At 70.9% G+C, this 21,046-nt stretch carries 10 protein-coding genes and 1 pseudogene; 7 read left to right on the top strand and 4 right to left on the bottom strand.

Annotated features, from left to right (window positions below; all coding sequences use genetic code 11):
- Positions 1 to 4: 4 nt before the first annotated feature.
- The 4 genes and pseudogenes from ACZ6CZ_RS34210 to ACZ6CZ_RS34195 form a co-directional block, all read left to right on the top strand.
- Complete coding sequence (locus ACZ6CZ_RS34210; protein ID WP_469029245.1) at positions 5 to 9,412, top strand: amino acid adenylation domain-containing protein; 9,408 nt, start codon at positions 5 to 7, stop codon at positions 9,410 to 9,412.
- 47 nt (positions 9,413 to 9,459) lie between these two features.
- Positions 9,460 to 9,672: an MbtH family protein gene (locus ACZ6CZ_RS34205; protein ID WP_469029243.1), complete on the top strand. Its 213-nt coding sequence runs from the start codon at positions 9,460 to 9,462 to the stop codon at positions 9,670 to 9,672.
- Positions 9,673 to 9,957: 285 nt separating this feature from the next.
- The gene (locus tag ACZ6CZ_RS34200; RefSeq protein WP_469029240.1) at positions 9,958 to 10,365 is read left to right on the top strand and encodes a winged helix-turn-helix domain-containing protein; all 408 of its coding nucleotides are present in this window, start codon (positions 9,958 to 9,960) and stop codon (positions 10,363 to 10,365) included.
- A gap of 55 nt (positions 10,366 to 10,420) precedes the next feature.
- Positions 10,421 to 11,097: pseudogene (locus ACZ6CZ_RS34195) on the top strand (helix-turn-helix domain-containing protein); the annotation flags it as partial.
- Between the two features lie 199 nt (positions 11,098 to 11,296).
- Here the strand turns inward: ACZ6CZ_RS34195 and ACZ6CZ_RS34190 are convergent.
- Positions 11,297 to 11,983, bottom strand: coding sequence for a tryptophan 2,3-dioxygenase family protein (locus ACZ6CZ_RS34190; protein WP_469029272.1), 687 nt, complete (start codon positions 11,981 to 11,983; stop codon positions 11,297 to 11,299).
- A 197-nt stretch (positions 11,984 to 12,180) separates the two neighbouring features.
- Here ACZ6CZ_RS34190 and ACZ6CZ_RS34185 point away from each other — a divergent pair, with 197 nt between their 5' ends.
- The gene (locus ACZ6CZ_RS34185; RefSeq protein ID WP_469029236.1) at positions 12,181 to 13,368 is read left to right on the top strand and encodes a cytochrome P450; all 1,188 of its coding nucleotides are present in this window, start codon (positions 12,181 to 12,183) and stop codon (positions 13,366 to 13,368) included.
- A gap of 6 nt (positions 13,369 to 13,374) precedes the next feature.
- On the opposite strand, the gene ACZ6CZ_RS34180 is transcribed toward ACZ6CZ_RS34185, so the two are convergent.
- The 3 genes from ACZ6CZ_RS34180 to ACZ6CZ_RS34170 form a co-directional block, all read right to left on the bottom strand.
- The gene (locus ACZ6CZ_RS34180; RefSeq protein ID WP_469029235.1) at positions 13,375 to 15,135 is read right to left on the bottom strand and encodes a non-ribosomal peptide synthetase; all 1,761 of its coding nucleotides are present in this window, start codon (positions 15,133 to 15,135) and stop codon (positions 13,375 to 13,377) included.
- Positions 15,136 to 15,224: 89 nt separating this feature from the next.
- Positions 15,225 to 16,415 (bottom strand): erythromycin esterase family protein, encoded by a 1,191-nt coding sequence (locus tag ACZ6CZ_RS34175; protein ID WP_469029269.1) that lies wholly within the window; start codon positions 16,413 to 16,415, stop codon positions 15,225 to 15,227.
- An 86-nt stretch (positions 16,416 to 16,501) separates the two neighbouring features.
- The gene (locus ACZ6CZ_RS34170; RefSeq protein WP_469029232.1) at positions 16,502 to 17,278 is read right to left on the bottom strand and encodes a TioE family transcriptional regulator; all 777 of its coding nucleotides are present in this window, start codon (positions 17,276 to 17,278) and stop codon (positions 16,502 to 16,504) included.
- A gap of 157 nt (positions 17,279 to 17,435) precedes the next feature.
- On the opposite strand from ACZ6CZ_RS34170, the gene ACZ6CZ_RS34165 reads away from it, so the two are divergent.
- The gene (locus ACZ6CZ_RS34165) at positions 17,436 to 19,814 is read left to right on the top strand and encodes an ATP-binding cassette domain-containing protein (RefSeq protein ID WP_469029230.1); all 2,379 of its coding nucleotides are present in this window, start codon (positions 17,436 to 17,438) and stop codon (positions 19,812 to 19,814) included.
- A gap of 279 nt (positions 19,815 to 20,093) precedes the next feature.
- Positions 20,094 to 21,032, top strand: a complete 939-nt coding sequence (locus ACZ6CZ_RS34160) for an NAD(P)/FAD-dependent oxidoreductase (RefSeq protein WP_469029227.1) — start codon at positions 20,094 to 20,096, stop codon at positions 21,030 to 21,032.
- The last annotated feature ends 14 nt before the right edge of the window (positions 21,033 to 21,046 follow it).

Below are 21,046 nucleotides of genomic sequence, written 5' to 3'. Positions count from 1 at the left end.
AATCATGACCCCCCTGTCGTACGCGCAGCGGCGAATGTGGTTCATCAACCGCTTCGAGGGCCCTTCCTCCACCTACAACATCCCGCTGCTCCTGCGCTGCCACGGCCCGCTCGACACCGTCGCGCTGCGCGCGGCGTTCCGCGACGTGATGGTGCGCCACGAAGTCCTGCGCACCGTCTTCGCCGAGACCGACGGCCAGCCGTACCAGCGTGTTCTCGACCCTGCCGAGATCAACCTGCCCTGGCAGGACTGGGGCCGGGTGGCCCCCGAGCGGGTACCCGGCGTGGTGGCGTCGGTGAGCGGCAGCTGGTTCGACCTGTCGACGGACGTACCGCTGCGCGGCTGCGTCCTCCAGAGCGGCGACGAGGAGTTCCTGGTCGTCCTGGTGATCCACCACATCGCCGGCGACGGCGGCTCGCTGGCCCCGCTGGCACGTGACGTGTCGACAGCCTACCGGGCCAGGGCGACCGGCACGGCACCGGATTGGCCCGATCTGCCCGTGCAGTACGCGGACTACGCGCTGTGGCAACAGGAGATGCTGGGCGACGAAAATGATCCGGATAGCGTCGTCTCGGTGCAGAGCGCCTATTGGCGAGAGGAACTGGCCGGTGTGTCCAAGCCTCTCCCTTTGCCCCTGGACCGGCCCCGTCCCGCGGTGGCGAGTTTCCGGGGCGGATCGGTCCCGGTCGGGTTGACCGCCGAACTGCGCGCTGCCACGAAGAAGTTGGCGCAAACCAATGGTGTCACGACGGCGATAGTGCTCCAGGCCGCCTTGGTGGTATTGCTGCATCGGCTGGGAGGAGGCAAGGATGTGACCGTCGGCTCGCCGATCGCGGGCCGTACGGAGGAGGCATTACATGAACTGGTGGGCTTCTTCGTCAATACCTGGACGCTGCGCGTGCAGGTGACCGCGGACCGGACTTTCGAGTGGGTGCTCGATCAGGCACGGAAGAAGGCGCTCGCCGCCTACGACCACCAGGACGTGCCGTTCGAGCGGCTCGTGGAACTGTTGCGGCCGGAGCGGTCGACCGCGCACCACCCCCTGTTCCAGGTGGTGCTGGCGTGGCAGAACAACACACCACCGCACCTGGACCTGCCGGGTCTCACCGTGACGATGGAACCGCTGCCCACCGGCAGCGCCAAGTTCGACCTGTTCTTCAACCTGGCGCCGGACGACTCCACCGGCTCCGTCGTCGGTGAGATCGAGTACGCCACCGACCTCTTCGACCGCTCCACCGTGGAGGACATCGCGGCACGGTTCGTGGCCGTCGTCGAGGAGGTCGTGGCCGACCCGAGGACCACCGTCGGCGCAGCGGCCGGGGCCGGGCCCGGCCGGTCCGGCGACACTCTCGACGATGCCGAGCGCCACAAGATCCTCGTCGAGTGGAACGACACCGCCCACCCCGTCCACTGCCCGGGACCGGTTCACCTCCTCTTCGAGGAGCAGGCCGCACGGCGCCCGGACGCCACGGCCCTGCGCTGGGCCGGCGGCACCATGACCTACGGCGAGCTGAACCGGTGGGCCAACCGCGTCGCCTGGGACCTCAAGGAACGCGGCGTCGGGCCGGAGACCGTCGTCGGTGTCGGCGTCCCCCGCGGGCCGGCCATGATCGCCGCCGTCCTGGGCGTGCTCAAGGCGGGCGGCGCCTATCTGCCGCTCGAACCGGCGCTGCCCGCCGACCGCGTGGCCGGCATGCTCGCCGACGCCGGGTGTTCCCTCGTGCTGTCCACGCCGGACACCGACCGCTGGACGCTGCCGGACGGCGTCCGGCTCGCCGAACTCCCCGACTCCCGGTCACCCGGCGCCGACCACGATCCGGAAACGGCCGCGGGCCCGGACAACACGGCGTACATCATCTTCACCTCCGGCAGCACCGGGAAGCCGAAGGGCGTCGCGGTCACCCACCGCCCGGCGCACAACCTGCTCGACTGGTGCTACCGCACGTTCGCGTTCGGCCCCGACGACGTCGTCCTGTGCGTCACCTCGCTCGGCTTCGACCTCTCCGTCTTCGACATCTTCGGCCTGCTCGGCTGCGGCGGAGGCGTCTACATCGCGGACGACGTCCAGCAGCGCGATCCGCAGCTGCTCCTGGACGTCCTGCTCACCGAGCCGATCACCTTCTGGGACTCGGTGCCCACCACCCTCAACCAGGTCGCGTCCCTGCTCACGGAGGACGGCGGGTACCACGGCACCGACGACCTGCGCCTGGTGTTCCTCTCCGGCGACTACACCCCGCTGTCGCTGCCCGACGAGGTCCGGCGGGTGTTCACCGGCGCGGAGATCGTCAGCCTCGGCGGCGCCACCGAGGCGACGGTGTGGTCCAACTACTTCCGGGTCCGGGAGATCGACCCGTCCTGGCGCAGCATCCCCTACGGCCGTCCCATCGCCAACGCCCGCTACTACGTGCTCGACGAGGACATGGAGCCGTGCCCCGTCGGCGTCGAGGGCGACCTGTACATCGGCGGGGAGTGCCTGTGCGTCGGCTACGTCAACCGGCCCGAGCTGACGGCGGAACGTTTCGTCCGTAACCCCTTCAGCACACGTGAGGGCGACAGGCTGTACCGCACCGGCGACCGCGCCAGCTTCTTCCCGGACGGCAACATCTGCTTCCTCGGCCGCGCCGACAACCAGGTCAAGCTGCGCGGGTTCCGCGTCGAGCCCGGCGAGATCGAGCACGCCCTCGTCCGGCACCCGGCCGTCCGCCAGGCCATCGTCACCGCCCGCGAGGAACAGCCCGGTGACCTGCGGCTGGTCGCCTACGTCGTCCCCGACACCGGCGTCCTGCGGGCCGCCGGCGGCACCGACGACCAGGTGGGGGAGTGGCAGCAGGTCTACGACCAGACCTACTCCGGCGACAGCGGACACCGATTCGGTGAGGACTTCACCGGCTGGAACAACTCCGCCACCGGCGAGCCGATCCCGCTCGACGAGATGCGGGCCTGGCGCGACGCCGCCGTGGAAGGCGTCCTGTGCTGGTCGCCCGAGCGCGTCCTCGAACTCGGCGTCGGCACCGGACTCCTGCTCGCACACATCGCCGGCCGGGTGAAGGAGTACTGGGCCACCGACCTGTCCCGGGCCGTGATCGACCGGCTCGGCGACCAGGTGACCCGGGCCAGCCTGGCCGACCGGGTCCGGTTGCGCCACCAGGCCGCCGACGACCACACCGGACTGCCCCGGGGCGTATTCGACACTGTGCTGCTCAACTCGGTCGTGCAGTACTTCCCCGACGAGCGCTACCTCGCCCGGGTCTTGGACGGCGTCTGGGAACTGCTCGCACCGGGCGGCCGGATCGTCCTCGGGGACATCCGGCGGGCGGCCTCCCTGCGCACGCTCCAGACGGGCGTCCAGCGGGCCAAGCACCCCGATGCGGTACCGGCCGTGCTGCGCACCACGGTCGACCAGGCCGTCATGCTGGAGAAGGAACTGGTGGTCGACCCCGAGTGGTTCCTGTGCTGGGCAGACGGGGCCGGGGCAGCCGGAGCCGACATCCGGGCCAAGGACGGCATCCACCACAACGAGCTGACCCGGCACCGCTACGAGGTCGTGCTCCACAAGCCGGGCGCGGAACCGGCTAACGCCCCACGACGGCTCGACGACGTCCCCACCCTGGCGTGGGAAGGCGATCTGGACCGGCTCGCCGACCGCCTGGGCGACCGGCCCGAGCCGGCGGTGCGGATCACCGGAATCCCGAACGCCCGCCTCACCGAGGAGGCCGCGGCGGCCCGCGCCCTCGGCGTCGAGGGCTCCGCCGCGCCCGAGCTGCCTCCGCTCGACCCTGCCGAGGTCCGCGCCTGGGCCGCCCGGCACGGCTGGGACGCGGTGCCGACCTGGTCGGCCGACGCGGTCGACCTGCTCCAGGTCGTCGTGCTGCGCGACGGCCCGGCAGCCGGCACCCCCCTCACCGGCACGTACCTGCCGGCCACCGACGGACGCACTCCGGCGAACGACCCCGCGGCCGCCGCCGCCGTCACGGCACTGCTGCCCGCCCTGCGCGGTCAGCTGCGGGAGGCCCTGCCCGAGTACATGATCCCGGCCGCCATCGTGCCCCTCGCCGCCGTGCCGCTGACCGACAACGGCAAGCCCGACCGGCGCGCCCTGCCCTCGCCCGACTACACGGCCGGTGGCGGCCGGGCCCCCGCCACACCGGAGGAGGAGTCGCTGTGCGCGCTGTTCGCGGCGGTCCTCGGTCTCGACCGGGTCGGCGCGGACGACAACTTCTTCACCATCGGCGGCCACTCGCTGCTGGCCACCCGGCTGGTCAGCCGCATCCGGGCCGAGCACGGCGTGGAGATCCCCATCCGGGCCGTCTTCCAGTCGCCCACCGTCGCCGAACTCGCGGCCCACCTGACCACCCTTGACCACCTCCGCGCGCCGCTGCGGCCCCAGGTCCGGCCCGAACGGCTGCCGCTGTCCTACGCCCAGCAGCGGCTGTGGTTCATCCACCGCTTCGAGGGACCCTCGGCGACCTACAACATCGCGCTGGCCCTGCGGATGCGCGGGGCGCTCGACGCGGCCGCCCTGCGCCGGGCCGTGCACGACGTCGTCGTGCGGCACGAATCGCTGCGCACCGTCTTCGGCGAGGCCGACGGGCAGCCGTACCAGCGGATCCTGCCACCGGCCGCGGTCGAGGTCCCCTGGGAGGAACGCGAGGTGACCGAGGCCGAACTGCCCGGCGTCCTGCGGGCGGCGGCGCGCCGCCCGTTCGACCTGGCGGCCGAGATCCCGTTCCGCTCCTGGCTGCTGCGGACCGGCGAGCGCGAGGCGGTGTTCCTCATCGGCGCACACCACATCGCCGCCGACGGCTGGTCCGCGCTCCCGCTCGCCGAGGACCTCACCACCGCCTACGAGGCCCGCCGCGCGGGCCGGGCGCCCGACTGGGAACCGCTTCCCGTGCAGTACGCCGACTACACGCTCTGGCAGCGGGAACTGCTGGGCGACAGCGAGAACCCGGGCAGCCTCTACCGGCGGCAGCTGGACTACTGGACGACCCAGCTGGCCGGCCTGCCCGAGACCGTCACGCCCCCCACCGACCGGCCCCGACCCGCCGTCGCGTCGTACGCCGGCGATCTGGTGCCGCTCGCACTCGACCCCCGGCTGACCGACGGCGTGCGCCGGATGGCCCGTGGGTCCGGCGCCACGGTGTCGATGGTGCTCCAGGCAGCCCTCGCCGCGCTGCTCACCAGGCTCGGCGCGGGCACGGACGTGCCGATCGGCTCGCCCATCGCCGGACGCACCGACGAGGCGCTCAGCCGCCTGGTCGGCTTCTTCGTCAACACGTGGGTGCTGCGCGCGGACACCTCCGGTGACCCCTCCTTCGCCGAACTCGTCGGCCGGGTCCGCGAGAGCAGCCTGGCCGCCTACGACCACCAGGACATCCCGTTCGAGCACCTGGTCGAGGTGCTCAACCCGGCCCGCTCACCCGCCCACCACCCACTCTTCCAGGTGTGCCTGGGCCTCCAGAACAACATGCGGCCCGAGTTCCACCTGGCCGGCCTGACCGTGACCGAGGAGCCGCTCCCTCTGGGCACCGCGCGCTTCGACCTGTTCATCAGCGTCACCGAACGGGACGAGCAAGGCGAACCGGCCCGCATCGAGGGCTTCGCGGAGTACGCCACCGAACTCTTCGACGGCGGGACGGTCAGGGTCCTGCTCGACCGCTGGCTGCACTTCCTGCGCCAGGCGGTCACGGCACCGGACACGCCCATCGGATCCGTCGGTGTCCTGACCGAGCACGAGCGCGTGGCGCTGGGCGCCTGGGGTGGCCCGGCCCGGGGCGCCGGGTTCGAGGCCGGCACCCTTCCCGAGCGGTTCGCCGCCGCGGTCGCGGCGACCCCGGACGCGACCGCGCTGGTCTCCGCGGACGGAACGCTCACCTGGACCTACGCCGAACTGGACCGCTGGACCAACCGCCTCGCGCACCACTTCAGGGCCCGCGGTGCCCGCCCGGCCGACCGCGTCGCGCTCGTGATGGAACGCTCGCCGCTGCTGGTCGCCGCCATTCTCGGTGTCCTCAAGGCCGGTGCCGCCTACGTTCCGGTCGACCCGACCTACCCACCCGAGCGCATCGGCTTCCTGCTCGCGGACCTTGATCCGGCGGTCACCGTGGACGAGGGACTCGCCGGGGAGGATCTCGACGGACTGCCCGACTCGCCACCCGAGGTGGAGGGCGCCGGCGAGCACGCCATCGCCTACGTGATGTACACCTCGGGTTCCACCGGCCGCCCCAAGGGGGTGGAGGTGACCCACCGCAACGTCGTCGACCTCGCGTTCGACGGCTGCTTCCGCACCGGCGCCCATCGCCGCGTCCTCGTCCACTCGCCGCACACCTTCGACGCGTCGACGTACGAGATGTGGGTGCCGCTGCTCGGGGGCGGCACCGCGGTGGTGGCCCGCGCGGGCCGGCCGGACACCGCGGAACTCGCCCGGGTGATCACCGAGCGGGGGGTGACGGCGCTGTGGCTGACCGCCGGACTGTTCGCCGTGATGGCCGAACAGCACGCCGAGTGCTTCGGCGCCGTCCGAGAGGTGTGGGCCGGTGGGGACGTCCTGTCACCGACCGCCGTCCGCGCGGTCCTCGACGCCTGTCCCGGCGTCACCGTGGTCAACGGCTACGGCCCGACCGAGACCACCACGTTCGCGTCCCGGCACCGGATGGCCTCCGCGGCGCAGTGCACCGACCCGCTGCCCATCGGTACCCCGATGGACGGCAGCCGGCTCCTCGTCCTGGACGACCGGCTGCGGCCGGTGCCGCCCGGCGTGGTCGGTGAGCTGTACATCGGCGGCGACGGCGTGGCGCGCGGCTATGCCGGCCACCCCGGCCTGACCGCCACCCGGTTCGTGCCCGACCCGTCCGCACGGCCCGGAGCGCGCGTGTACCGCACCGGCGACCTGGTGCGCTGGGACACCGCCGGTCGCCTTCACTACGTCAGCCGCAGCGACGACCAGCTCAAGCTGCGCGGCTTCCGCGTCGAGCCGGGCGAGCTGGAGGCGGTGCTGCGCGAACAGGACGGCGTGGCGAACGCGGTGGTCGCCGTGCGCCGGGACCGGCTCGGCGAACGCCGCATGGTCGCCTACGTGGTGCCCGACAGCGCCGTGTCCACCGGCCGTGACGCCGCCGAACAGGTCGGCGAGTGGCGCGAGATCTACGACACCATGTACGGCGGGACAGAGGTCACCACCGACACCGTCGGTGAGGACTTCACCGGCTGGAACAGCTCCTACACCGGCCGCCCCATCCCGCTGGCGCAGATGCGGTCCTGGCGCGAGGCGGTGCTGCGGCGGGTGCGGTCCCTGCGCCCGCGCCGAGTGCTGGAGATCGGCGTCGGCTCCGGCCTGCTGCTCGGCCCGCTCGCACCGGAGGCGGAGGAGTACTGGGGCACCGACTTCTCGGCTCCCGTCATCGAACGGCTGCGCGCCCAGACCGGCGCCGACCAGCGGCTGTCGGACAGAGTGACCCTGCGCTGCCAGCCCGCCGACGACGCAGACGGCCTGCCCACCGGATACTTCGACACGGTGATCCTCAACTCGGTCGTGCAGTACTTCCCGGACGCCGGCTACCTCACCCGGGTGCTCGACCTCGCGATGGACCGGCTCGCGCCCGGCGGGCGCGTGGTGCTCGGCGACGTCCGCAACCACCGCACCCTGCGCACGTTCGCCGCGGCGGTGCACCATTGCCGGCAGCCCGCCGACGGCCCGGCCGCCGTGCAGGCCGCCGTCGAACGCGCGGTGCTCGCCGAGAAGGAACTCGTCGTCGACCCGGGCTTCTTCACCCGCTGGGCCGAGGCCCGCCCGGACGCCGTCGCCGCCGACATCCGCCTCAAGCAGGGCACCCACCACAACGAGCTGACCCGTCACCGCTACGAGGTCGTGCTGCACAAGGCGCCGGCCAAGCCGCTGGACCTCGGCGGCCTGCCCGAGGCGGTCTGGGCGTCCGAGGTCCGTGAACTGGCCGACCTGGAGACCGCGCTGGCCCGGCACGGCGGCCGGCTCCGCCTGACCCGCGTCCCCAACGCCCGCCTGGCCGACGAGTCCGCCGAATGGGATGCTCCCGCCGAACTGGGCGGCACCCTCGACCCCGCAGAACTGGAGGCGTGGGGCGCCCGGCGCGGGCTCGCGGTGTACTGCACGTGGTCGGCCCAGGCGGGGGACTGCTTCGAGGCGGCCATTCTGCCCGACGTCGACGCCGTCTGCTGTGACGGCCTGTACCGGCCGGCCGGCGCCTCCTCGGCCCGGCTGGCGAACGTCCCCGCGGTGTCCCGCCGCGCCTCCCGGCTGCCCTCCCTGCTGCGCGAGCGGCTCGCCGACCGGCTCCCGCAGTTCATGATGCCCGCCGAGATCCTGGTCCTCGACCGGCTGCCACTCACCGAGAACGGCAAGGTGGACCGGGCCGCGCTCCCCGAGCCGGACCCGGTCGGCGGGGAACACCGGGCCCCGCGCACCCCGCGCGAGGAGGAACTCGCCGCGCTTTTCGCCGAGGTGCTGGGCCTGGACCGGATCGGCATCGACGACGACTTCTTCGCCTGCGGAGGCCACTCCCTGCGGCTGACGCGTCTGGTCTGGCGGATTCACGAGAAGCTGGGTGTGGAAGTGCCGATCCGCACGGTGTTCCAGTATCCGACCGTCGCCGAACTGGCTGCACAGCTGACCGCCGACGCCGACGCCGACTTCGAGGACCCGTTCGCCGTCCTGCTGCCGATCCGCACCGAGGGGCAGCAGCCACCTCTGTGGTGGCTGCACCCGGGCGGTGGGCTCAGCTGGCCCTACCTCGGCTTCGCCCGCCACCTGGACCCGGCCTGGCCGCTGTACGGCATTCAGGCACGCGGTTTCGACGGGACGACTGCGCCGGCCGGCTCCATCGAGGAGATGGTCGAGGACTACCTCGGGCAGGTGCTCCAGGTCCAGCCGAGCGGCCCCTACCACCTGCTGGGCTGGTCCTTCGGCGGCACCCTCGCGCACGCCATGGCAGCCGAACTCCAGCGCCGCGGACACGAGGTGGCACTCCTGGCGCTGCTTGATGCCGCGCCCTCCAGCCACTTCGCCGACCTGCAAGCGCTGGACGAGTCCATGGTCCGCCGCTACCTCGCCAACTACATGGGGCACTTGGCAGGGATGGAGGAATACCCGTCGCTCGTGACCACCGCCTCCTCGATCTTCATCGGACAGATGGATCAGATGCGGCGGTTCACCTCACCGCGGTACCGCGGTGACGTCGTCTTCTTCAACGCACTCCTCGATCCGGAGACCCACGACAAGCGGGAACTGGACGAGGACCTGGACGTGCTCTGGCAGGAGCACGTCGATGGTCGTGTGCAGCGCATCGACATCGCCTGCGCTCACAACGAGATGTACTGGCCGCGGCACGCCGCCGAGATCAGTAAAACCATCAACCGGATTCTGCGGGCAGCGCAGTGACCCTGCTCGAACCCGCACGTGCTGAAGCGAGATCTGGAGGACCAAAGGTGAGCATCAACCCGTTCGACGACGAGAACGGCCAGTTCCACGTGCTGGTCAACGACGAGGACCAGCACTCCCTGTGGCCGGCCTTCGCCGAGGTGCCCGCCGGATGGCGCAGCGTCTTCGGCCCCGCCGCGAGGACGGAGAGCATCGCCTACGTGGAGGAGCACTGGACCGACATGCGGCCGCGCAGTCTCCGGGAGGCGATGAACGGCTAACGCTGTGCCGTGAGGCGCGGCTCCGGGTGTCGGCCCGAGAAAACGCAGCGCCGTTGCGGGGCGAGGCCGTGGCGACCGAACCACACCACCACGGCCTGCCTCCTGTTATGCCTGCTCGGCCGACGTGTGAACGCCGTCGGCCGACGATGACAGTGATGATCCCTTTGCGTCGACGGGGAGGCGCACGCTGTGCGATGCACCACCAGCGATGTCATGTTCGTCCGATGGCCGGCACAAACAGACCTGCGGAACCGATGTAGGAGGGACGGCGTACCCCGTCTCCTCGTGGTGGAGGCGGGGGCCCGTCCGCCGGTCTGCAACGACCCCTTCGAGGACTGGGTCCGGGCGCCCATCTCCCGGGACGATCTCGACGCCCGGGTCAGGGCTCTCCAGAACCGGCTCGACAGCCGGCAGATTCCGGCCCTCGACTCCGCGGGAACACTCACCTTCGCTTCGCACTCGATCACCATCTCCAACGTCCAGACCGAACTGATGGAGCTGCTCATCGAGCACTTCGGGGAGGTGGTGTACCGGCATGAACTCCTACAACGGCTCGCGGAACGCGTACAGCGGCCGACGCGGAATTCGCTCGACCTGCACATCATGCGCCTCCGCCGCCGTCTGTCACCGACCGACCTGGTGATCCGCACGGCCTGGGGGCGCGGCTACGCGCTGGAGATCGAAGCCCGCTAGCGCGAAGCCCTCCAGTGTGGTGGAGCTGTCCAGAACGCACCGCACGGAGGTCTTCGTGTACCACCGTAATGCCCGGCTGACCGCCCACGGCAGGCGGCTGCTGATCGAGCGTGTCCGCTCGGGCCGTCCCGTCGCCCATGTCACTGCCGAGATGGGTATCTCCCGCGGCCACGGCCCACAAGTGGCTTCGTCGCTGGCGGGAGCGCAAGCTGGGGCCGGCCCGCCGCGGCCCGATCCTCGACCACCCATCGGACCCTGGCGCGTCACGGCCTGAACCGGCTGGCCCACCTGGACCGGCCCACCCTCCAGGTCATCCGCCGCTACGAACGCGACCGGCCCGGCGAACTGATCCACGTCGACGCCAAGAAACCCGGCCGCATCCCCGGCGGCCACAGGGTGCTGGGCCGCCAGGCCGGCCGGGCCACCCCGCAGCAACATGGGCCTTGACTGCATCCACTCCGCCGCCGACGACCACACCCGCCCGGCCCACTGCGAAGTCCACGGCGACGAGAGGGGCGACACCTGCGCAGCCTTCCTCCGCCGAGCCGCGGCCTTCGTCACCGCGTCGGGCATCGACCGCAATGAGCCTACCCGCAGCCCTACACCAGCAACCAGGAACGGTCCGACGCTCTGACAGACTTCCTGCGCACCTACAACCACCACCGCTGCCACACCGCACTCGGTGGCCAGCCACCCATCACCCGCGTACTGGACGTACTCGGGTCAGGGGCCGGGGCGGCGAGAGTGCGTGCATGGCGTCGCGCGACAGACGGGAATTGTCAGACAGGCCCAGGTCGGTGCCCTTAAATCTCGGTGACTCGCACGCGGGGTGCCTGATCAAGTGAGGGCCTCCTGGGGTCGGTGTGGACTGCAACAGCCACGCCCTGCCACAGGAAGCCCTCATGCATGAGACCCATCGGCGGCCGGAAGGCTATGAATGCTGAATCGTCCCGCGCAGTCGGCGAAGTTCGGGAAAGGGCCGGGTGACTCGGCGGGCAAGGAAGTCGACACCGCTCGAGCCGCCGGTTCCCCCCTGCTCCCCGATCATCTTCGACACCAGTGCCAGGTGTGCCACCTTCCAGTGCCAGTACCCGTTCCCCAGGTCCACCAGCGCTTCCGCAAGACGGTGCAGCACGCCCAACTCCACGCCACGTCGGCAGATGTCGTGCACGGACTGCCCGTGGTATTTGGCCGCAGCCGCGAACGCCTCGTAGAGACTGCCCTGGTGGTGGCTGTTGCCGAGGAGTGCCGTCAGCCGCCGGAACTGCGCGGACTGCGCGCCGCTCGCCGTGTCCAGATAGGTGCGGAACTCGGCGAAGTAACGCAGTGGCAGTCTCTCCAGCACCAGCAACTGCTGCTGAAGCACCCGTATCAATTCGCTGGACCGAAGCAGGAATTCGAGCCCCAGCTCCAGGTCGTGCGGGTCGCAGGGCGGCAGGAGCGCCTCGGTAGCGGCGTCCAGATCAGCCCCGAGCTGCTTGAGCCACAGTTCGCAGGACTGGTGGGTGATGATGAAGAACTGTTCGGCCAGGACGACCGCGCGGCCGGCAGTGTGGGGGACCTGCGGCTCTTGGAGCGAAAGCAGGGTCTCCATGTGGAGATAGTCCCCATACGTCAGAGTACTCAGGACGCCGCCTCCTCGTCATAGGTGGACTGCCGGCCGCAGCCGGACGATCCGGCGCCTCCAACGACCCATGTCCCTGAGCCTGACACGGGAAGGAACCGGCTGATCAGCAATCTTTCGTCTCTCATTCACGAAGAAAGACCTGCGCAAGAGCATCCCGCCGTCGGTGCCGCCGATGTGACGATTTCGGCATGACCACCCCGACCGAGCTGGACCTGACCGACGCGACCGCCTTCGTACGGCACGACGCGTACGATTTCTGGCGCGATGTGCGCACGCACCGGCCCGTGTACTGGCACGAGGGAAATCCCGGGTTCTGGGTCGTCGCCCGTCACGCCGACGTGCTGTCCTGCTACGCCGACGTGCGCTCCCTGAGTTCCGCTCGCGGGACCGTTCTGGACGTCCTTCTGAGCGGCGGTGACTCGGCGGGCGGCAAGATGCTCGCGGTCACCGACCGGCCCCGTCACCGCGAGCTGCGCAACCTGATGCTGCGCGCCTTCTCCCCGCGCGTCCTCGGCGCGGTGCAGGAGAAGGTCTGGGAACGGACGTCACGGCTCATCAAGACCGTCACCCGGCGGGGGGCGTTCGACTTCGCGGCGGAGGTCGCCGAGCACATCCCGATGAACACGATCTGCGATCTGCTCTCCATTCCGGCGGCGGACCGCGAGAAACTGCTGCGGTGGAACAAGCTGGCCCTCTCGTCGGACGACGCCGAGTCCGACCGGCTGGACTCACTGGAGGCCCGGAACGAGATCATCGGCTACTTCATGGACCTCGCCCGGCACCGCCGCGGCGAACCAGGCGACGACGTGATCAGCCTGATCGCGACGGCGAAGGCGGGAGGCCGCCCGCTGACGCTCGAGGAGGTCGCGCTCAACTGCTACAGCCTCGTGCTCGGTGGCGACGAGTCCTCCCGCGTGTCCGCGATCTGCGCGGTGAAGACGTTCGCCGAGCACCCCGGCCAGTGGCGGGCGCTGCGCGAAGGGTCCGCCGCGATCGACACGGCGGTCGAGGAGGTGCTGCGCTGGGCCACACCGGCCATGCACTTCGCCCGCACCGCGACCCGCGACATACGGATAGGCGGTCGGCAGGTGCGTGCGGGCGACATCGTGACGCTGTGGAACACCTCCGCCAACAACGACGAGGAGGTGTTCGACCAGCCACGCCGCTTCGACGTGGCCCGCTCACCCAACAAGCACGTCTCCCTCGGCCACGGCCCGCACTTCTGTCTCGGCGCGTTCCTCGGCCGGACGGAACTGCGCGCACTGCTGAGCGCGCTCACCGAGTCGGTGTCCGGGATCGAGATGTGCGGCGAGCCCGCCCCGATTTACTCCAACTTCCTCAACGGCTATGCCAGTCTGCCGGTCGCCTTCCGCTGACGGCTGTCAGCCGTGCAGCCGGCTCTCGACGGTCGTGGCCAGCTCGCCGATCGTCGCCGCCTCCAGCACGGTCCGGATCGACAGCGCGACCTCGAACCGTTCCCGTATCCGGCCCACCAGCCTGGTCGCCTGCACGGAGTGGCCTCCGAGCTGGAAGAAGTTGTCGGCGGCAGTCGCCCCCGGAATCCCGAGGACGTCCCGCACGATCGCGCAGATTACGGCCGTACAGTCATCCGCCTCAACGGTCTCCGGTGCCCGCCCGCAGTCCGGGCGCCCCTCGGCGCCCGCGTCCGGCTGCGGCAGGGCTTCCCGGTCGATCTTGCCGTTGGCCAGCGTCGGGAACCGCTCCAGGACCGTGATGCGTGCGGGCACCATGTGGGCGGGCAGTGACTCGGCGACATGGACGCGCAGATCACCCGGCTCGACCGGCGCCGTGGTGGTGACGTAGCCGACGACATGCGCGTCGGCCAGCTCGCCGCGCACCACGGCTACGGCGACGTCCACCGCCGGATGCGCGGCGAGCCGGGTCTCGATCTCACCGAGTTCGACGCGGAAACCGCGCAGCTTCACCTGGCCGTCGGCGCGGCCCGCGAAGAACAGCTCGCCGTCCGCCCCCCGGCGACCTCGGTCGCCCGTGCGGTACATCCGGGTTCCCGGCGGCCCGAAGGGGTCGGCCACGAACTTCGCCGCGGTCGCCGGGAACCGGTTGAGGTAGCCGCGTGCCAGCCCGCTGCCCGCGATGTACAGCTCGCCCTCCGCACCGGGCGGCACCGGGCGCAGGTGCTTGTCGAGCACATGCACCTTCTTGCCGACCCACGGCGTGCCGATCCCGATGTCGCCGGCGTCGCGCACCGGCCCGGCGATCGTCGCTCCTACGGTCACCTCGGTCGGACCGTAGCCGTTGAACATCCGCCGTGCCCGCGACCACTTGCGCACCAGCGTCGGCGTACAGCTGTCGCCCGTGGACATGACGGTCCCGCCGGCCAGGACGTCCCCGGCGTCGGTCTCGCTGAGCGCCACCGGGGGCAGCACGGCGTGCGTGATGTCGTACTTGAGCAGGGTGTTCCACAGTGGATGGCCAGGCAGCAGGTCGTCGGCGGGCACCATCACGAGGGCGGCCCCGGACAGCAGCGCCAGGGACACGTCCCAGAAGGCGGCGTCGAAACTGATGGACGCCCACTGGAGCACGCGGTCGCCCGGGCCCGCCCGCAGGGCGGCCGTCTGGGTGGCGGCCATGTCGCTCGCACCGCTGTGCGGCACGGCGACACCCTTGGGTGTTCCGGTCGACCCCGAGGTGTAGATGACGTACATCAGGTGCTCGGGGCGCAGTGCGGCGCGGCGTTCGTGCTGGCCGATGTCGTGCCCCGGCAGAGCCGCGCACGCGGCACGGACCGCCGGGTCGTCGAGGACGAGTTCCTTCGGGTCCGCGCCGAGGGGCTCCACCGAGGAGGACCGCAGCAGCAGCAGCGGCCGCGCGTCGGACAGCATGAACGACAGACGTTCCGCCGGATAGTCCGGGTCGAGCGGGAGGTAGGCGCCGCCGGCCTTGAGCACGGCCATGATCGCCACGATGAGTTCTCGCGACTTGGGCATCGCGACCGCGACGAGTGAGTCGGGACCGACACCTTGTGCGATGAGCCTGCGGGCGAGCCGGTTGATCCATGTGTTCAGCTCCGCGTACCCGAGGGTGCCCTCCCCGTCGATGAGCGCGGGCTCCCCGCCCCGGCGGGCGACGATTGACTCGAACAGTGCGGGAACCGTGTTCAAGCGCGGTCAGCTCCTTCGGGAGGCTCCTTGATCGACAGCGAATCTAGTCTTCGGTGTCCGGGGAGCCCGGCGAATCCTTCCTGTCTCTGTCACTGCTCGCTGCGGGCAGGGGCGGAGGCGAGCAGGAGGTCCGCCGACCGGGTGACGGTGGCACCGTCGCGGACGTGCAGGACCGCGTCGGCGGTTTCCAGGAGGCCCTGATCGAGCGGAAAGTAACCCTGCTGAGGGGTGGTGTCCGCCCGGGTCCGCGCGGCGGTGAACGTGCCGGTGGGCGCCAGGGCCCAATCGGTGACGCGGTCCTGCAGAACGCTCTCGTAGGTGCCCGGCTCGGGGTCGTCCAGCCCGATGGCCTCACTGCGGCCCAGGCTGCCGGCGATGAAGACGTACTGCTCTCCCAGCAGCGGTGCCACGATGGTGCCGGCCCCGGGCCAGCCGACGTGCAGGTCTCCCGAACTCCAGGTGCTCGGGGTCCGCTGGAGGTGCACATTGTGGGCGAAGACCAGTGTCGCGCCCCGGTGGCCCTCGATGCTGCGGATGTCGAGGAGGTTCTGCGCCATGAGGGCGTCCCGGGTGGCGAACAGTCGCGACAGCCGGGTGTTGTTGTCCAGGCGCTGCGCCGCCTGCCGGTGGTAGCGCAGCAGGCCGAGACCGGCGGTGAGGTGTGTCCTGGCCCGGAGCCACTCCGCGCGCGAGGTCTGCGCGATCCGCTCGGCGGCGTTGGAGTGCAGCAGGGTGAGCATGTCCTCGGCGAGGGACCGCAGCCGCTCGGCCTCGGGCGTGGCGCCGACCGACATGGCCGGGTCCATCACCGCCTCGGTACGGCTCCACCGCTCGTCCGCGCCGGACAGCCCGGCCAGGTCCAGGTCGAGCCCCAGATAGTCCCGGGCGTGCTCGAGGCAACGCCGTGGGCTGGGGGCGCTGGTCGTCTCCGTCGGGACGTCGAAGCCGTGGAAGGTCAGCTGCTCCTCCGGCGCCAGGCTCGCGTTGTGGTCGCGCATCCAGGCGACGAGGCGCCGGTTGCTCTCCAGGTTGCCGAAGCCGTGGGAGAAGCCCTCCCGCGCCACCTCCTCCGGATCCCCGGCGCCGCCCCTGACGAAGTCGTCGACGCGTAGCGCGGCCACGCGGTCGGTCTCCAGGGCGATCGAGCGGAAGCCGAGGCGGATCAGCCGGGCGAACAGCTCGTTGCGCACCCACCCGAAGGCGGGTTCCAGGTGGGTGGGTTCGCCGAGCGCCAGCACGGAGCACGAGGCCACGGACAGATCGTGGAAGTCCTTTCTCATGTCTGTCAATCGAATCATTGAAAGACCCGTTGAGACTTACGGCGGTGCCGTCGGCACCGTGGGAGGACCCGCCGGGGCGCGAGGTCTCAAACCGTCGGTGGGAATTCCGGTGCGGGAGCGGGTTTCGCGGCGACATACGGTCCGGCCGGGGCGATGCCGAGGAGGGCCACGTACCCGCCGAGGCGGGTTGCCGCGTCGAGCATCGACACACCGCGGGCCGTGAGCCGTCGCCGCCAGTCCTCGAGGGCGGCGGACAGCGCCTCGGTGCCGCCGGCCGTGCGGATCTGCCGGACCACCGTGCGGATGTGCTCCAGTGGGTAGCCACCGCGCCGCAGGAGATGGGTCAGCTCGGCGTCGCGCACGTCCGCGGGGCCGAACGAACGGTGGCCGGTGACCGGCTCCCGGGCGGGGGTGAGGATGCCCACCGCCTCCCAGTTCCGCAGGGTCGCCGCGGTCACCCCCAGACGGCGCGCGAGTCCGCCGATGCTGAGCGGCTCGCTGCCGTCGGAGGTGCGTTCGGCGAGGTCGGGGCCACTGGTGAGGTGTTCCACCGCCCGCCCCACCGCGTCCAGCGTGCTGCGGTCGCGCAGCAGCTGGGCGTGGCCACGGTCCACGGCCGTCAGCGCGGCGTCGAGGTCGCCGGTGTTGAGCGACCGCATGATCTCGCCGCCCATGGCGTAACCGTATGCATGGACGAGCGTCAGATAGGCCCGCAGGGCCGTCGCGTGCATCTCGCTGTAGGTGCGGTAGCCGGACGGGGTGCGCCGGGCGAGCGGGATGAACCCGTCCCGCTCGTAGTTGCGGACCGCCTGGGTGGAAATGCCGTGCTCACGGGCCAGATCGGAAGGACGCAGGTACTTCACGGTTTGAGACTTTACCTGGAGAACTCCGCGCTATTTCTCCAAAACTCTCAACCGACTTTGCAGGTATACGCTTGAGCCCATGAACCGGGACGTTCAGGAACTCGTCACCACGTCGCATGACGAAGGCGTGCCGCGTCCGACGAAGGGGAGGGACTCCATGACAGCCGGCACGGAGGCGGACACCCGGCCCGCTGCGCTGCGTGCCGCCGACAGCCATGATCTGATCCGTGTACACGGAGCACGTGAGAACAACCTCAAGAACGTGCAGGTGGAGATCCCCAAGCGGCGGCTGACGGTGTTCACCGGGGTCTCCGGCTCGGGCAAGAGCTCCCTGGTGTTCGACACGATCGCCGCGGAGTCGCAACGGCTGATCAACGAGACGTACAGCGCCTTCGTCCAGGGCTTCATGCCCACCCTGGCGCGGCCCGAGGTCGACGTGCTCGACGGGCTGACCACCGCGATCCTGGTCGACCAGCAGCCGATGGGCACCAGCCTGCGCTCCACGGTCGGCACCGCCACCGACGCGGGCACCCTGCTGCGCATCCTCTTCAGCCGGCTCGCCAAGCCGTACATCGGGTCGCAGAAGGCGTTCGCCTTCAACGTCGCCTCGGCCGACGCGTCGGGTGTCCTCGTGGTGAACGGCAAGAAGATCGAGAAGGGCTTCAGCGTCGTCGGCGGCATGTGCCTGCGGTGCGAGGGCATGGGCACCGTCTCTGACATCGATCCCGCCCAGCTGTTCGACGACTCCAAGTCGCTCGCGGACGGCGCGATCACCGTCCCCGGCTGGAAGCCCGACGGCTGGGTGGTGCAGTCCTTCACCGAGTCGGGCTTCCTCGATCCGCACAAACCGATCCGCGACTACACCGAGCAGGAGCGGCACGACCTCCTGCACCGGGACCCGGTCAAGGTCAAGGTGAAGGGCGTCAACACCACCTACGAGGGCCTCCTCGCACGGGTGCGCAAGTCGTTCCTGTCCAAGGACAAGGAGACGCTCCAGCCGCACATCCGTGCCTTCGTGGAACGGGCGGTGGCGTTCTCCGCCTGCCCTCAGTGCCACGGCACCCGGCTCAGCGAGACCGCCCGGTCCGCGAAGATCGACGGCCTCAGCATCGCTGACGCCTGCGCCATGCAGATCAGCGACCTCGCTGCCTGGATCCGCGGTCTGACCGACCCATCGGTCCGGACACTGCTCACGGTGCTCGGCCAGACCCTCGACTCGTTCGTCAAGATCGGCCTCGGCTACCTCTCGCTCGACCGGTCATCGAGCACGCTCTCGGGCGGTGAGGCCCAGCGCGTCAAGATGGTCCGCCACCTGGGATCCGCGCTCACCGACGTCACCTACGTCTTCGACGAGCCCACCGTCGGCCTGCACCCGCACGACATCCAGCGGATGAACGACCTGCTGCTGCGACTGCGCGACAAGGGCAACACGGTGCTGGTCGTGGAGCACAAGCCGGAAACGATCGTGATCGCCGACCACGTCGTCGACCTGGGACCGCTGGCCGGCACCAAGGGCGGCGAGGTGGTCTTCGAGGGCACCGTCGAGGGTCTGCGGGCCAGCGGGACCGTCACCGGGCGGCACCTGGACGACCGGGCCTCGCTGAAGCCGTCCGTGCGCGAGCGGTCCGGTGTGCTGCAGGTGCGCGGCGCCGACGCCCACAACCTGCGCGACGTCGACGTGGACATCCCGCTCGGCGTGCTCACCGTGGTCACCGGGGTCGCGGGTTCCGGCAAGAGTTCCCTGATCCACGGCTCGATAGCGGGCCGGGACGGCGTTGTCACGGTGGACCAGTCGCCCATCAAGGGCTCCCGGCGCAGCAACCCGGCCACCTACACGGGCATGCTCGAACCGATCCGCAAGACGTTCGCCAAGGTCAACGGGGTCAAGCCCGCCCTGTTCAGCCCCAACTCCGAGGGCGCCTGCCCCGCGTGCAAGGGTGCCGGTGTCATCTACACCGACCTGGCGATCATGGCCGGTGTCGCCACCACCTGCGAGGACTGCGAGGGCAAGCGGTTCCAGGCGTCGGTGCTCCAGTACCGGCTCGGTGACCGGGACATCAGCGAGGTGTTCGCGATGCCGGTGGCCGAGGCCGCCGAGTTCTTCCGCAGCGGTGAGGCACGGACGCCGGCCGCGTACACCGTTCTCGACCGGCTCGCCGAGGTCGGCCTGGGCTACCTCAGCCTCGGCCAGCCGCTCACCACCCTCTCCGGCGGCGAGCGGCAACGGCTGAAGCTCGCCGGCCACATGGCGGGAACGGGCAGCGTCTACATCCTCGACGAGCCGACCAGCGGCCTGCATCTGGCCGACGTCGAGCAACTGCTCGCCCTGCTCGACCGGTTGGTGGATTCCGGCAGGACGGTCATCGTCGTGGAGCACCACCAGGCGGTCATGGCGCACGCCGACTGGATCATCGACCTCGGCCCTGGGGCCGGCCACGACGGCGGCCTGATCGTCTTCGAGGGCACGCCCACCGATCTCGTCGCCGCCCGCTCCACCCTCACGGGCGAGCACCTCGCCCAGTACGTCGGCGCCTGACGCGACGCGGCCGCGCGCCTGCTCCCGGGCGGAGGCGCCGGCCGCGGCCGCGCTCCCGCCCGGTCGGAACAGCCGGCATCGCCCGCGCCGCGCAGGCGCACGACTGTCTGGCTCACCTCTTTCGCCCGCACCCTTCCACCACCGCGGCGGCGGCCACAATACGGGCCGACGGCTTCCGCCCGCCGACAGCCCGTTCCGGCGTTCTCACACCGCACCTGCCGGACCGCTCCCGCGGTGGACGGACCCCGCTCATGCCGCCCGACGGAAGGGATCAGACCGATGTCCTCGCACGCCGACCACACCACCGTGATCGTGGGAGCCGGCCCCGCCGGGCTCACCGCGGCGCTCGGCCTGGCCAGATACCGGCACCCGGTGACCGTCGTGGACAGCCCCCGGGCACCGCGCAACAGCGCGTCGTCGGGCGTCCACGGCCACATCGGAATGGACGGCGTCACTCCAGCCGAGTTCCGGGAGCGCGCCTGGCGGGAACTCTCCCGGTACACGACCGTGGAGCGGCTGGAGGAGGACGCCGAGTGCGTGTCCCCCGCTCCCGGAGGGGGTTTCCGGGTCGCCCTCGGCGGCGGTGCGACCGTAGAGGCCCGAACGGTCCTGCTCGCGACCGGTGTCGTCGATGTCCACCCGGCCGACGTGGACGGCTTCGCGGAGTGCTGGGGCCGCAGCGTGATCCACTGCCCGTTCTGCCTCGGTGAGGAGAACGCCGGCCGGCACTGGGCGACGGTCACCGACAACGCGGAACTGGCGGCACTGTCGGCCGTCGCCTTCCGCGCCTGGAGCGAGGACACGATCGCGATCTGCCAGGAGTCGACGCCCGGCCTGGAGAGCGCTCGCGCGACCGCGCGAAGCAGGGGAGGGGACGTCGTCACGGGAACGGTCCGCCGCCTGCACCACCGGGAAGGGGCCCTGTACGGCATCGAGTTGGCGGACGGCAGGGTCCTGGAGCGGCAGACCCTGGTGTGGACGCCGCGACAGCGGCAGCAACCCGTCGTGCGGCGGGCGGCCGAAGAACTGAAGCTGACGGTCGACGACGCCGGCTTCGTCGGCGTCGACGCCTCCCAGTGCACCAATGTGCCGGGCCTGTACGCGGCCGGGGACCTGACCAGCCCCTGGAAGCAGTCGGTCACCGCGGCGGCCGCGGCGGGCGCGGCGGCCGCCGACGCCATCCACATGTCGGTCCTGCTCGGTGCCGTGCACCACTGAACCGGGCCGCCGCC

This window comes from Streptomyces sp. NPDC041135, from assembly GCF_055592085.1.
Note: the sequence above shows the minus strand (reverse complement) of the source record. Positions and strands in the feature narration are given on the sequence as shown.